The sequence below is a fragment of the Ancylobacter oerskovii genome (genome assembly GCF_018390555.1).
GTDB classification, from domain to species: domain Bacteria; phylum Pseudomonadota; class Alphaproteobacteria; order Rhizobiales; family Xanthobacteraceae; genus Ancylobacter; species Ancylobacter oerskovii.
Genome location: NZ_JAHBGB010000041.1, coordinates 140490 through 153680, shown reverse-complemented (window position 1 = coordinate 153680; position 13191 = coordinate 140490). Strand labels below are relative to the sequence as shown.

Annotated in this window: 12 protein-coding genes; 10 read left to right on the top strand and 2 right to left on the bottom strand. The window is 70.1% G+C overall.

Translation table 11 applies throughout. From position 1 onward, the window contains the following. Window positions 1-33 precede the first annotated feature (33 nt). Complete coding sequence (locus KHC19_RS19370; RefSeq protein ID WP_213354530.1) at window positions 34-837, top strand: DUF72 domain-containing protein; 804 nt, start codon at window positions 34-36, stop codon at window positions 835-837. Window positions 838-862: 25 nt separating this feature from the next. Here the strand turns inward: KHC19_RS19370 and KHC19_RS19365 are convergent, their stop codons facing one another. Further along, on the bottom strand, window positions 863-1300 hold the full coding sequence (locus KHC19_RS19365; RefSeq protein ID WP_213354526.1) for an EamA family transporter: 438 nt from the start codon (window positions 1298-1300) through the stop codon (window positions 863-865). A 246-nt stretch (window positions 1301-1546) separates the two neighbouring features. Between KHC19_RS19365 and KHC19_RS19360 the strand changes: the two genes are divergently transcribed. Together KHC19_RS19360 and KHC19_RS19355 are read left to right on the top strand one after the other, a co-directional pair. After that, on the top strand, window positions 1547-2806 hold the full coding sequence (locus tag KHC19_RS19360; protein ID WP_213354524.1) for an aromatic ring-hydroxylating oxygenase subunit alpha: 1260 nt from the start codon (window positions 1547-1549) through the stop codon (window positions 2804-2806). 437 nt (window positions 2807-3243) lie between these two features. Then, entirely contained in the window at window positions 3244-4407 is a 1164-nt protein-coding gene (locus KHC19_RS19355) for an FAD-binding oxidoreductase (RefSeq protein ID WP_213354517.1), read from the top strand. 70 nt (window positions 4408-4477) lie between these two features. Here the strand turns inward: KHC19_RS19355 and KHC19_RS19350 are convergent, their stop codons facing one another. Next, window positions 4478-5017, bottom strand: a complete 540-nt coding sequence (locus tag KHC19_RS19350; RefSeq protein WP_213354515.1) for a hypothetical protein — start codon at window positions 5015-5017, stop codon at window positions 4478-4480. On the opposite strand from KHC19_RS19350, the gene KHC19_RS19345 reads away from it, so the two are divergent. From KHC19_RS19345 to KHC19_RS19315, 7 genes are all read left to right on the top strand, one after another. Beyond that, window positions 4998-5219, top strand: a complete 222-nt coding sequence (locus KHC19_RS19345; RefSeq protein WP_213354513.1) for a hypothetical protein — start codon at window positions 4998-5000, stop codon at window positions 5217-5219. The genes KHC19_RS19350 and KHC19_RS19345 overlap by 20 nt on opposite strands. 41 nt (window positions 5220-5260) lie before the next feature. Then, window positions 5261-6217, top strand: a complete 957-nt coding sequence (locus KHC19_RS19340; RefSeq protein ID WP_213354511.1) for a GlxA family transcriptional regulator — start codon at window positions 5261-5263, stop codon at window positions 6215-6217. Window positions 6218-6331: 114 nt separating this feature from the next. Beyond that, window positions 6332-7117: a YoaK family protein gene (locus tag KHC19_RS19335; protein WP_213354504.1), complete on the top strand. Its 786-nt coding sequence runs from the start codon at window positions 6332-6334 to the stop codon at window positions 7115-7117. Window positions 7118-7245: 128 nt separating this feature from the next. Then, window positions 7246-9285, top strand: a complete 2040-nt coding sequence (locus KHC19_RS19330) for an NADH:flavin oxidoreductase (RefSeq protein WP_213354502.1) — start codon at window positions 7246-7248, stop codon at window positions 9283-9285. 47 nt (window positions 9286-9332) lie between these two features. After that, window positions 9333-11237, top strand: coding sequence for a (Fe-S)-binding protein (locus KHC19_RS19325; protein WP_213354500.1), 1905 nt, complete (start codon window positions 9333-9335; stop codon window positions 11235-11237). Continuing rightward, window positions 11234-12424, top strand: coding sequence for an electron transfer flavoprotein subunit alpha/FixB family protein (locus KHC19_RS19320; RefSeq protein WP_213354498.1), 1191 nt, complete (start codon window positions 11234-11236; stop codon window positions 12422-12424). Before KHC19_RS19325 ends, KHC19_RS19320 begins: the two co-directional genes overlap by 4 nt. Beyond that, complete coding sequence (locus KHC19_RS19315; protein WP_213354496.1) at window positions 12421-13191, top strand: electron transfer flavoprotein subunit beta; 771 nt, start codon at window positions 12421-12423, stop codon at window positions 13189-13191. Before KHC19_RS19320 ends, KHC19_RS19315 begins: the two co-directional genes overlap by 4 nt.

Here is a 13191-nt window from a genome sequence, read left to right as displayed (position 1 = left end):
CTAGGATCGCCCTCCCCACGCGAGGAGGACGCGATGACGACACCGGCCCCCATCCGCATCGGCATCGGCGGCTGGACCTTCGAGCCCTGGCGCGGCAGCTTCTATCCCGACGGCCTCGCCCAGAAGCGCGAGCTGGAATATGCCGCCGGCAAGCTCACCGCCATCGAGGTCAACGGCACCTATTACGGCTCGCAGAAGCCGGAAAGCTTCGCCAAATGGCACGACGAGACGCCGGAGGGCTTCGTCTTCGCGCTGAAGGGCCCGCGCTTCGCCACCAATCGCCGCGTGCTCGCCGAAGCCGGCTCCTCCATCGAGAAGTTCGTCACCAGCGGCATCACCGAGCTGAAGGACAAGCTCGGCCCGATCAACTGGCAGTTCATGGGCACCAAGAAGTTCGACCCCGACGACTTCGCCGCCTTCCTCGCGCTGCTGCCGAAGACCCATGAAGGCCGCGCCCTCAGCCACGTCGTCGAGGTGCGCCACGAGAGCTTCGCCAACAAGGACTTCGTCGCTCTGGCCCGCGAGCACGGCGTCGGCATCGTCATCGCCGGCGACAGCGAGCATCCGCTGATCGCCGATCTCACCGCCCCCTTCGTCTATGCCCGCATCATGGGCACGCGCGAGGACCATCCGAAGGGCTATTCCGAGGCCGAGCTCGACAGCTGGGCCGCCCGCGCCCGCCATTGGGCGGCAGGGCGCACCCCACCGGATCTCGGCAACTGGCTCGTCGCCGAGCCGGCGCCGGTCGTCCCGCGCGAGACCTTCCTGTTCGTCATCAGCGGCCACAAGCTGCGCAACCCGCACGCCGCCATGGAGCTGATCGAGCGGGTGCGGTGAACGCGCCGGCCGCCACCGGCGGCGCTCAGCCCTTATAGGCGACCAGCACCGCCCCGGCGGCGATGAGCGCGATGCCCAGCCAGTTGGGCCCGGAGAGCTTCTCGCCGAGGAAGATCACCCCGAACACCGCCACCAGCACCACCGAGAGCTTGTCGACCGGCGCCACCCGCGCCGCGTCGCCGATCCTGAGCGCGCGGAAATAGCACACCCAGCTCAGCCCGGTGGCCAGCCCCGACAGCACCAGGAACAGGCCGCTGCGCGGGCTTATCGTGCCGATCCCCTGCCAGCCGCCGGAGGCGGTGAGGATCAGGCTGATGGCGGCGAGGATCACCAGCGTGCGGATGAAGGTGGCGAAGTCGGCGCCGACATTCTCCACGCCCACCTTGCCGAAGATGGCGGTCAGCGCCGCGAAGCCCGCCGACAGCACCGCCCAGAACAGCCAGGATTCGAGCGGGGTGTTCATGCGGCCGTCTCCGTGATCGCGCGAGCGGCGTGCCTTGCCCGGCCGGCGCCTGCCCAAAAGCTCACCCTGCCCGCCATGCTGCCGGCAAATGTCGCTCCAAGGAAAAGCCGCGTCGCAAATGTGAAAGTCACGCCGCCCGCTTGGTCGAACAATTCCAATCCAGCAACCGGGAACATGCGCCGGAAGCCACGCCGCCGGCGCCGGGCCGGAGGCGGCCCGGGGCGCAGGTTGCGAGGGAGAGTTGCGATGCTCGATTCCACCGATACGCCGCTGAAAGCCCTGCTGCGCCGGCGCAAGCCCGGCCACAGCCTCGAGGCTCCCTTCTACACCAGCCCGGAGATTTTCAAGGCCGATCTCGACATCATTTTCGGCCATCACTGGATCTTCGTCGGCGTCGAGCCGGACATCCCCGAGGCCGGCGACGCCATGACGGTGGAGATCGGCACCGCCTCGGTGATCATCGCCCGCGACGACGACATGAATGTCTGCGCCTTCCACAATGTGTGCCGCCACCGCGGCGCCCGGCTGGTGCTGGATTACAAGACCACGGTCGGCAACCTCGTCTGCCGCTATCATTCCTGGACCTACGGCCTCGACGGCAAGCTCCTGTTCGCCGAGCATATGGGCGGGGATTTCGATCCCGGCTGCCACGGGCTGAAGCCGGTGCATGTGCGCTCGCTGGAAGGGCTGATCTTCATCTGCCTGTCCGACGACCCGCCGGCGGATTTCGACGTGATGGCGGCGAAGATGGCGCCCTATCTCGCCCCGCACGACCTGAAGAACGCCAAGGTAGCCTTCGAGAAGGACATCATCGAGCCCGGCAACTGGAAGCTCACCATGGAGAACAACCGCGAGTGCTATCACTGCGCGGGCAACCATCCCGAGCTCACCGTGCCGCTCTTCGCCTATGGCTTCGGCTTCGCGCCGGAGGAGCTCGACGAGCACGGCCGCAAGGAGGCCGAGGACTACGCCCGGCTCATCACCTCCTCGCATCGCGAATGGGAGAGCTGCGGCTTCCCCTCGACGATGATGGAGCATCTCGACGACATGATCACCGGCTTCCGCACCGAGCGGCTGCCGCTGGCCGGCGACGGCGAGAGCCACACCGGCGACACCAAGGCGGCGTGCCGGAAGCTGCTCGGCAAGATCAACGATCCCCGGCACGGCGCGCTGCATTTCTGGACGCAGCCGAACTCCTGGCACCATTTCATGTCCGACCACGCGGTGGTGTTCTCGGTGCTGCCGCTCGATGCCGAGCGCTCGCTGCTGCGCACCAAATGGCTGGTGCACAAGGACGCGGTGGAGGGCGTCGACTACGACGTCGAGAACCTCGTCGCGGTGTGGGACGCCACCAACGACCAGGACTCGACCCTGGTCGGCTATTGCCAGGAAGGCGCCCGCTCGCCGGCCTACGAGCCCGGCCCCTATTCCCCGCATACCGAGATGCTCGTGGACAAGTTCTGCAACTGGTATGTCGGCCGGATGCAGGACCATATCGGGCGGTGAGGTGGTGGGAGCCGCCCATCCGTCCTCCCGACCCCGCCCGCCTCATCCTGGCCGCCCCGAACCGGAACGCCGTCATCCCCGGACCTGGTCCGGGGATCCACGCCTTGGAACGGGAGCTCCGATGGGAACGACGACGTGGATGGCCGGGACAAGCCCGGCCATGACGTCCCGCAAGGCGGAGTTAAATCTTTCCTCCCTCTCCCCAATGGGGAGAGGGGGCTACTCCGCCGGAGATCTCCCACCCGGCGGCCAGGACCGGCACCTTTCCTCTCCCCAATGGGGAGAGGAAGCCGCGCAGTTCACAAGACGCCCTCATCCCGAGGTGCCGCCGGAGGCGGCATCGAAGGATGCTGAAACGGAAGACCCCCGAGACTAGCCTCCCTCGAGGCTCGCTTCGCTCGCACCTCAGGATGAGGTCGCTTCAGGACAATCGACATATGAGCGCCCCGACCCATACGTCCTCGCCCGATCCCGCGGCCCCGCGCCTCGCCGCCTCGCTCCCGCAATGGGACCCGGAGGCCGATGACGCGCTGGTGGTGCGCGCGGTGCGCGACGAGACGCCGGATGTGAAGACCTTCGTGCTCGCCCCGCGCAGCCCCTGCGTCTTCCGCTACGCCCCCGGCCAGTTCGTCACGCTGGAGCTGGAGGTCGGCGGCGAGACCATCCACCGCTGCTATACGCTCTCCTCGACGCCCACCCGCCCGCACACCCTCTCCATCACCGTGAAGCGGGTGCCCGGCGGCCCGGTGTCGAATTTCCTGCATGACCATATCAAGGTGGGATCGGTGATCCGCGCCGTCGGGCCGATGGGCGACTTCTCCTGCTTCGCGCAGGGCACGCCCGGCCCTTCGCCGCGCTATCTGTTCCTGTCCGGCGGCTCCGGCATCACCCCCTTGATGTCGATGGCCCGCTCGTTCCACGACCTCGCCGAGCCGCGCGACATCGTCTTCGTGCACGCCGCCCGCTCGCCGGTGGACATCATCTTCCGCGACGAGCTGGAGCTGATGGCCCGCAACCAGCCCGGCCATTTCCGCTTCGCGCCGATCTGCGAGGCCGACAGCCCGTTCGAGCCGTGGCACGGCTTGCGCGGCCGGCTGAATCTCGGCCTGCTCAACCACGTCGCGCCCGACTACAAGGAAAGGGAGATCTTCGTCTGCGGCCCCTCGCCCTTCATGGCGGCGGTCCGCGAGATGCTGAAGGGTACCGGCTTCGACATGGCCCGCCACCACGAGGAGAGCTTCGACTTCGCGGAGCTCGCCAGGGCCGAGCCGGACGTCGCCGCCGAGGTGGTCGAGACGGAGGCGGCAGGGGAGGCGCACGCCGCCGAGCCGCAGGTCGCCACCTACACCGTCACCTTCGCCAAGCAGAACCGCAGCATCGAGGTCCGGTCGGACATGTTCGTGCTCGATGCCGCCCGCCGCAACGGGGTGCGCCTGCCCTCCTCCTGCTCGAAGGGACTGTGCGGCACCTGCAAGTCGAAGCTCACCTCCGGCACCGTCGACATGAAGCATGGCGGCGGCATCCGCCAGCGCGAGATCGATGCCGGCATGGCGCTGCTCTGCTGCTCGAAGCCGACCTCCGACCTGGTGGTGGATCGCTGATCCGGCCTCCGATCGGCCTCACCGCGCGTGAAGGCCGGTCGGACCGGACAGATCGGCCCGATCGTACACCTCACTGCACCGAGGCGGAGCCCGGTCGCACGAGGCCGGTGGCAAAATCCGAGGCGCCGTCGACGGCCTTCTTCAGCGTGCCCGCCGCCTCCGTGCCCGCGGACACCACCGCCGCCTTGGCCCTGTCGACCATCTCCACGCCGTCTTCCCATTTCGGCAGCGAAAACAAGGCGTTGTCTTCCTGCGGCGCCGGGGTGCCCACCACCTCGTAGGCCGGTGCCGGCGCGCCCTGGGGGTAGCTGGCGCGCTCGATCAGCGGATCGCGGCTGTCGCACTCCCCGGAACACCGGTCGAAACGCTCCACGCCCTGAGGCAGCGCCGCAACGGCCGCCGACGGCACGGCACCCTCAACCTTATGAGTCGAAACGGTTTTTTCCGATTTCGGCGGCGCATATACCGCATCCGACTCGATGGCGCGGACATAGGTCGGCGCCGGATGGCCGCCATGGGCGGCCGGGGCGGATTCGGCCGGCGGCGGCAGGATCACCCGCGCCACGGGCTGCGAAGCCGGTTCCTCGCTGGTGGAAATCGCCGCGCGCATCAATACCGTGCTACCGGCGGTCACCGCCAGGGCGAATCCGAACGGCAGCGCCGCACGCCGCGCCCAGCTCCGAAAACCCAAGGAAGACAATGACATGACAATATCCCACACGAACGATATGAACCTGCCTATTGATGTCGACCGTCAGGACATTTTTGCGGCGGCTTTCTTGCTTCCGCATGTCGAGGAATGGGATTTTTGACAGCAGCCCGCTTGGCGCGGGACGCTTCAGGAAATGATCGCATGCGCCCGGCTCCCGATCTCGCCAGCATCTCCTCGGTGGGGTTCCTCACCCTGCCCAACCATTCCATGGTGGCGACCGTCAACGCGCTCGAAGCGTTGCGGATGGCGAATTACGTTTCGGAATCAGAGAGTTATTCCTGGGAGATCCTGACCTCCGATACGCGGCCGGCGGCGGCCAGCAACGGCCTCACCCTCTCTCCCTCGCGCCCGCTGGCCGCCGCGAAGGAGGTCGACCTGCTGCTGGTCTGCGGCGGCATCGACATCCGCCACGCCGCCTTGCCGGCGGTCGCCGACATGCTGCGGCGTCATGCGCGGCGCGGCATCGCGCTCGGCGCTCTCTGCACGGGCAGCTTCGTGCTGGCCGAGGCCGGCCTGCTCGACCACCGCCGCTGCGCCATCCACTGGGAGAACCTCGCCGCCATTCGCGAGGAATTCCAGCATGTTGACTTCATCGAAGCCCCCTTCGTCATCGATGGTGATCGCCTCACCTGCACCGGCGGCGTCGCCCCGATGCGCATGATGCTTGCCCTGATCGCCGCCCGCTGCGGCCGCGATGTCGCCGACCGGGTGGCGGAACAGTTCATCCTGGAGCCCGGCACGCTGGCTCGCCGCCCCTCCGCCCGCCCCCGTCCGCCGCTGCCCGACCCCTCTCTCGCCCGCGCCGTGCGCCTGATGCAGGCGACGCTCGAGAATCCGCCCGGCATTGCCGCCATCGCCCGGCACATCGAGGTATCGCCGCGCCAGCTCGAACGGTTGTTCCGCCAGCATCTCGGGGTGACGCCGACCGCCTACCATCTCGGCTTGCGCCTTGATCGCGCGCGCGAATTGCTCCGTCTGTCGACGCTGCCGGTCACCGATGTCGGCCTTGCCTGCGGCTTCCGCTCGGCGGCGCATTTCTCCACCGCCTATGCCCGCCATTTCGGCCGCCCGCCGCGCGCCGAACGGACCGGCTCCTGATGCCGCAATAGCTGTGGCGCGGAGGCGGCAAAGGCATTAAGTCAAGGCGTTGAGGGAGTTCCACCGCCGCCTTCCCGCCTGCCGATGGACGCGGCCCCGCCGCGCTGATTGCCGATGACCGCGCCCGAAACCTCCACGGACCAGCAGCGGCTGGCCCACCGCTATTCGCATTTCGCCGCCGGCATGCTGGCCTCCGAGCGCACGCCGCTCGCCGATGCCCGGCTCGGCCTCGCCATGACCTTCGTGGCCGGCGCCACCAATGCCGGCGGCCTCCTGGCGGTCGGGCAGTATACCTCGCACATGTCCGGCATCATCTCGGCCATGGCCGACAATGCGGTGATCGGCGCTTCCGGCCTGGTCGTCGCCGGCGTCGGCGCGCTGCTGCCCTTCGTGCTCGGTGCCGCCACCTCGGCGGCGCTGGTCAATTGGGCGCGCCTGCACCAGGCCGGGCGGGAATATGCCATCCCGTTGACTCTGGAGGCTTTTCTGCTGCTCGCCTTCGGCGTGCTCGGCAACCTCGCCCACCGCTCGCCGCTCGCGCTGGTCGCCGCGGTGGCCGTGCTGTGCTTCATCATGGGCTTGCAGAACGCCACCGTCACCAAGCTTTCCGGCGCCAAGATCCGCACCACCCACATGACCGGCGTCGTCACCGATCTCGGCATCGAACTCGGCAAGTTGTTCTATCTCAACCATAATCGCCGGCGGCAGCCCGGCTTGCCGCTGATCTATGCCGACCGCGAGAAGCTGAAGCTGCTGACGATGTTCGTGATGCTGTTCTTCGCCGGCGGCATCGTCGGCGCCCTCGGCTTCAAATATGTCGGTTTCGTCTTTTGCGTGCCGCTGGCGATCCTCATCCTGCTGCTCGCCGGCCCCACCGCCCTCCTGCGGCTGATACGGTGACGGCCCTCCGGGGCCCTCGTCGCAACGCTTCCAGCGGCATGGCGAAAATCTTCTGTCCGCCATAGCCGGACGCGACCTATCGTGGCACGATCGTCCAATGGACCGGTGTGAGGAGCGCGCGCCGCCACATGATCCCCAATGCCGAGGCCTTGCTCAAACCCTTGACCATCAAGGGCCTGACCATTCGCAACCGGGTGATGTCGACCTCGCATGCCCCCGGCTATGGCAAGGACGGCAAGCCGCAGGAGCGCTACCAGCTCTATCATGCCGAGAAGGCCAAGGGCGGCATCGGCCTCACCATGTTCGGCGGCTCCTCCTCGGTGGCGCTCGACAGCCCGGCGACGCCATGGGCACAGATCTCCGTCGCCGACGACAGCGTGATCCCCTACTTCCAGCAATTCGCCGAGCGGGTGCATGCCCATGGTGCCAAGCTGATGATCCAGCTCACCCATATGGGCCGGCGCACCAAATGGGACACCGAACACTGGCTGCCGACCATCTCCGCCTCGGCGCGGCGCGAGCCGGCCTCGCGCACCATTCCGCGCGCCATGGACAAGAACGACATAAGCCGGGTGGTGCGCGCCTTCGCGCAAGCCGCGCGGCGCTGCAAGGAGGGCGGGCTCGACGGCTGCGAGGTTTCCGCCGCCCATGGCCACCTGATCGACCAGTTCTGGAGCCCTTCCGTCAACCATCGCGACGACGAATATGGCGGCAGCCTCGAGAACCGCATGCGCTTCGGCCGCGAGGTGCTGGAAGCGATGCGCGAGGCGACCGGCGGTGACTATGTGATCGGCATCCGCATGTCCGGCGACGAGATGCTCGCCGACGGGCTGTCGCAGCAGGATTGCCTGGAGATCGCCGCCACTTACGCGAAAGACGGCCTCGTCGACTTCGTCAACGTCATCGGCGGCCAGGCGCGCGACGAGATGAGCCACGCCGTCTCGCTGCCCAACATGTCGTTCCCGGTGGCGCCGTTCCTGTTCCTGCCCAGCGCCATCAAGCGCGAGGTCGAGGTGCCGGTGTTCCATGCCCAGCGCGTCACCGACCTCGCCACCGGCGCCCGCGCGGTCGCCGAAGGCCATGTCGACATGGTGGCGATGACCCGCGCCCACATCGCCGACCCCCATCTGATGCGCAAGCTGATCGAGGGCCGCGACGACGATATCCGCCAATGCGTCGGCGCCGGCTACTGCATCGACCGCATCTATGTCGGCGGCGACGCGCTGTGCATCCAGAACGCGGCGACCGGGCGCGAAGCCACCATGCCGCACGTCATCGCCAAGGCGGACAAGGCCCGCAAGGTGGTGGTGGTCGGCGCCGGCCCGGGCGGGCTGGAGGCGGCGCGGGTCGCCGCCGAGCGCGGCCACAGCGTGGTGCTGTTCGAGAAGGACGACAAGCCGGGCGGCCAGATCAACATCGCCGCCCGCGCCACCTGGCGCGAGGCGCTCTCCGGCATCCCGCGCTGGCTCGCTGCGCAGGTGCAGAAGAAGGGCGTCGACATCCGCCTCGGCACCGAGGCGACCGACGCGCTGATCCTCGCCGAGCAGCCCGACGTGGTGATCCTCGCCACCGGCGGCCTCGCCCATACCGGCTTCGTCAAGGGCGCCGAACGGGCGGTGACGACATGGGACGTGCTCGCCGGCCGCGTCGAGCCCTCCGGCAGCGTGCTGCTCTATGACGAGATCGGCGGCCACAACGCCGCCTCCACCGCCGAAGTGCTGGCGCGCAAGGGTTGCCTCGTCGAGATGGCGACGCATGATCTGCAGATCGGCCAGGAGGTCGGCACCACCAACAAGCCGATCCACCTGCGCGAGCTCTACAAGGCCGGGGTGATCCTCTCGCCGAACATGGAGCTGATCGAGATCTATCCCGAGGGCAACCGGCTCGTCGCCGCGCTGCGCAACACCATGACCGACGCCGAGGAGGAGCGTGTCGTCGACCATGTGGTGGTCGACTACGGCACGCTGCCGGTGGAGGGGCTGTTCCAGTCGCTGCGGGCGGGCTCGGTGAACGATGGCGAGACCGATCTCGACGCGCTGGTCGCCGGCCGCCCGCAGCGCTGGACCGGCGCGAACGGCTACGCCCTCTATCGCATCGGCGACGCCTGGACCGGCCGCAACATCCATGCGGCGATCTATGACGCGCTGCGCCTGTGCAAGGACCTCTAGAGACCCGTGACGCCGCGCCCGGCGCCGCGATCGAGTGACGGACGCCCATGAACGCCGCCTCCGCCCTGAGCCTGGTCATCGTCGCGCTCGCCATCCTGCTGGCGGTCGAGGCCGTGCGGGTGGCGCGGCGCTGGCACGTCGGGCGACCGGCCAGCGTCGACTGGTGGGCGGGCCTCGCCGCCATCCCGAAGCGCTATCTGGTCGACGTCCATCACGTCGTGGCGCGCGATCCCTATGCGGCCCGCATGCACGCACTGGCGGCCGGCGGCCTCCTTGCCGGCTCGGCGCTGGCGGTGCTCGGCCTCGTGCCGCCGCTCGCCGGCTCGCGGTGGCTCTGGGCCCTCGCCGCCATCGCCTTCCTCGTCGCGCTCGCCGGCGGCGGAATGGTCGGCCGGCGCCGCTATCCCACCAGGCCGGCGCGGCTGTCGGGCGGCGCCTTCCAGCGCCTGCCGCTGCTGCTCGTCGGCTATTTCGGCGGCGCGCTGCTGGTGGCGCTGGACGCTGTGCTCGACCTGACGGGTCCGCTCGGCTGGCTGGGCCTCGTCGTCGCGTCTCTCGGCGGTTTCGGCCTCGTGCGCCTGCTGGCGGACGGGCCGATGCGCCATGCCTTTGCCGGCGCGCTCCATCTCGCCGCCCATCCGCGTCCCGGCCGCTTCGAGGGTGAACGCGCGACGGCGCTGATCCCGGCCGATCTCGACGCGCCGCGCCTCGGCGTGGCAGTGCCGGCGGACTTCGCGTGGAACCGGCTGCTCGGCTTCGATGCCTGCATCCAGTGCGGCCGCTGCGAGGTGGCGTGTCCCGCCTTCGCCGCCGGTCAGCCGCTCAACCCGAAGCGGCTGATCCAGGACCTCGCCGGCAGTTTCAAGGACGCGCCGCCCGCCTATCGGGGCAGCGACTATCCGCAGGCCCGGCCGGTGGCGGGCGTCAGTGGGCCGGAACGGCCGATCGTCGGCGCGGGGGCACTGATCCACCCGGATACGATCTGGTCCTGCACCACCTGCCGCGCCTGCGTCGAGGAATGCCCGATGATGATCGAGCATGTCGACGCCATCGTCGATCTCCGGCGCTTCCAGACTATGGAGCTCGCCGCGGTGCCGGCGGGGGCCATCGCCCCGCTCAGCGAGAGTCGTTATGCCGAGGAGCCCGGCGGCCGGGCGCTCGCCGCCCGCACCGATTTTGCCGCCGGCCTGCCGCTGCCGCTCATCGCCGAGAAGGGCAGCTGCGACGTGCTGCTGTGGCTGGGCTCGGGCGCCTATGAGCTGCGCCATGGCCGCACCCTGCGGGCGCTGGTCGAACTCCTGCGCCGCGCCGGCATCGACTATGCGGTGCTGGGGCCGGAGGAACGCGATTGCGGCGATCTCGCCCGCCGCCTCGGCGACGAGGCGACCTTCGCCGACCTCGCCCGCGCCAACATCGCGACGCTGGGGCGCTACCGCTTCAACCGCATCCTCACCGCCGACCCGCACGCCCTGCATGTGCTGCGCAACGAATATCCGGCCTTTGGCGGGCATTACGAGGTGGTCCATCACAGCGCCCTGCTCGACGAACTCGCCGCCGATGGCCGGCTCGCGCTCGCAGCGGCGCCGGACGGACGGCTCACCTATCACGATCCCTGCTATCTCGGCCGCTACAATGGCGAGACCGATGCGCCGCGCCGCCTGCTCGACCGGCTGGGGCTGGAGCGGGTGGAGATGGAGCGGCACGGCAAGCGCTCCATGTGCTGCGGCGGGGGGGGAGGCGCGCCGGTGAGCGACATCGCCGGCGAGCGGCGCATCCCGGATATCCGCATGGCACAGGCAAGGGCGACCGGGGCCAAGACCGTCGCCGTGGCCTGCCCGCAATGCGCGGCGATGCTGGAGGGCGTCACCGGCGACGTCGCCGAGGTGCGCGACCTCGCCGAGCTGGTGCTTGCCGCCGTCGAGGCCGCCGTGCCGCAGGGAGCGCCCCGATGAGCCGGACGCGCCGCGACCCGCGCGAGGAGCGCGAGGCCCGCCGCCTCGCCGGCAGCGGACGGCCGCGCTGGCGGCTCGATGCACCACCGACGTCGGGACGCCTGCGGCGCGATCCGCGTCGGGAAATCGATGCCCTGCGCGTAGCCGGCACCACGCGGCTCCGGCTTGACCGCACCGGCCGCGCGGGTCCCCTTGCCCTGCCGACGATCGACACCGCCGCGGTGGCGGCGCCGACGATCCGTATCGTCGACGATCCCGCCTATCTCGTCACGGTGGTGCCCGATGCGCCCGGCGGCCGCCTCGCCCCGCTCGACCGGCAGCTCCTCGGCGCTGCCCGCACGCTGGCCGATGCCGGCGGCGGCGCGGTGCTGGTGCTGAGCTTCGGCCAGATTGACGGCCTCGGCGCCGCCGGCGCCGACCGCATCGTCGCGCTGGACGCGGAAAGCGGTGATCCATCGGCACGCGCGGCCGCCCTCGCCATCGCCCTCGCGGCGCTGCAACCACGTCATATGCTGCTGCCTGAAAGTGCCGGCGGCGGCGACCTTGCCCGCCGGCTCGCCGCGAAGACCGGCGAAGCGCTGTTCGCCGGCGCCGAGAGCCTGACCGCCCGGCTCGCCACCCGCCCGGCCGCCAATCGCCGCATCGAGCAGCGTGGAGCCCCGCCCCGCCTCGTCACCCTCGCGCCGGATGCGCATCTGCCGCATGCCGGTGCTCCCCATGAGGCGCGCGCCATTGCGGCTCCCGAAGGCCGCGCCGATGCCCCGCACACTGGCATTCTCTCGATAGAGGACCTGCCGGTCGCCGCCGACGCGCTGCCGCTGGCGGAGGCTGATTTCGTGATCTCGGCCGGCAACGGCATCACCGATTTCGAGCTGTTCCGCGCGCTCGCCCGCGCGCTCGGCGCGACGCCGGGAGCGAGCCGCATGGTGTGCGACGCCGGGCTGATGCCGCGCGCGGCGCAGGTCGGCGCTTCCGGCACCGTGCTGGAGGCCAGCTGCTATTTCGCGCTCGGCATTTCCGGCGCGCCGCAGCATCTTCAGGGCGTCGCCCGCTGTGAACATGTGGTGGCGGTCAACACCGATCTGCACGCCGCTATGGTCGAGCGCGCCGGCCTCGCCATCATCGCCGACGCGCAGCAGGTGATGCCGGCCCTGATCGCGCTCCTGACGGCGGAGGGCGAGGAATGAAGGCGCTGGTGCTCCTGTCCGACGGCCGCCATCCGGTCTCCGGCCGACCCGCGCCGGCAGGGACCGAATTGCAGGCGATCGCCCTCGCCCGCGGCCTAACCGAAGAGGTCGCCGGGCTATATGCCGGCCCCGATGCCGCGGCGGCGCGCACCGCGCTCGGCCATGGCCTCGCCCGGCTGGAGCATCGCCGCCTGCCGGAGGGCGACGACCCGCTGCCGAGCCTCGCCGCTGCCATCGCCGCCGCCGCACCCGATCTGGTGCTCGCCGGCCGCCGCGCCGGTGCCGGGGCACAGACCGGGCTCGTGCCCTATCAGCTCGCCGAGGCGCTCGGCTGGCCGCTGGTTCCCGATGTCGTGGCGCTGACGGTGGCGGACGGCGTGCTGGAGGCGGTCCAGGCGCTGCCCAAGGGCGCCCGCCGGCGCTGGCGGGTGAAGCTGCCGGCGCTCGTCACCGTGCATCCGGCGGCGCCAGTGGCAGCCAGCTTCGCCATCGGCATGGCCCGCAGCGGGCATGTCGAGGACGCGCCAGGTATCGACGCCCCACAGGACGGAACGGCCCTCGAAGAACGCCCCTATCGTCCGCGGCCCCGGCTCATCGCCTCGGCCGCCGCCGGCGCCAGCGCCGCCGAGCGGCTGAAGGCGGCGACGCAATCCGCCGGCCCGGGCGGGCGGGTCATGGTCGATCCCACGCCCGAGGAGGCCGCGCGGGCGATCCTCGAGCATCTGCGCGCCCTCGGCGTCCTGAAGCCGGCGCCCGGCCGCGATTGA

Bases quoted from the DNA above. Each gene is read 5' to 3' on its own strand.
- KHC19_RS19315 (WP_213354496.1), top strand. From the start codon at position 12,421: ATGAAGGCGCTGGTGCTCCTGTCCGACGGCCGCCATCCGGTCTCCGGC.
- KHC19_RS19330 (WP_213354502.1), top strand. From the start codon at position 7,246: ATGATCCCCAATGCCGAGGCCTTGCTCAAACCCTTGACCATCAAGGGC.
- KHC19_RS19335 (WP_213354504.1), top strand. From the start codon at position 6,332: ATGACCGCGCCCGAAACCTCCACGGACCAGCAGCGGCTGGCCCACCGC.
- KHC19_RS19320 (WP_213354498.1), top strand. From the start codon at position 11,234: ATGAGCCGGACGCGCCGCGACCCGCGCGAGGAGCGCGAGGCCCGCCGC.
- KHC19_RS19340 (WP_213354511.1), top strand. From the start codon at position 5,261: ATGCGCCCGGCTCCCGATCTCGCCAGCATCTCCTCGGTGGGGTTCCTC.
- KHC19_RS19370 (WP_213354530.1), top strand. From the start codon at position 34: ATGACGACACCGGCCCCCATCCGCATCGGCATCGGCGGCTGGACCTTC.
- KHC19_RS19355 (WP_213354517.1), top strand. From the start codon at position 3,244: ATGAGCGCCCCGACCCATACGTCCTCGCCCGATCCCGCGGCCCCGCGC.
- KHC19_RS19360 (WP_213354524.1), top strand. From the start codon at position 1,547: ATGCTCGATTCCACCGATACGCCGCTGAAAGCCCTGCTGCGCCGGCGC.
- KHC19_RS19325 (WP_213354500.1), top strand. From the start codon at position 9,333: ATGAACGCCGCCTCCGCCCTGAGCCTGGTCATCGTCGCGCTCGCCATC.
- KHC19_RS19350 (WP_213354515.1), bottom strand. From the start codon at position 5,017: ATGCGCGCGGCGATTTCCACCAGCGAGGAACCGGCTTCGCAGCCCGTG.
- KHC19_RS19365 (WP_213354526.1), bottom strand. From the start codon at position 1,300: ATGAACACCCCGCTCGAATCCTGGCTGTTCTGGGCGGTGCTGTCGGCG.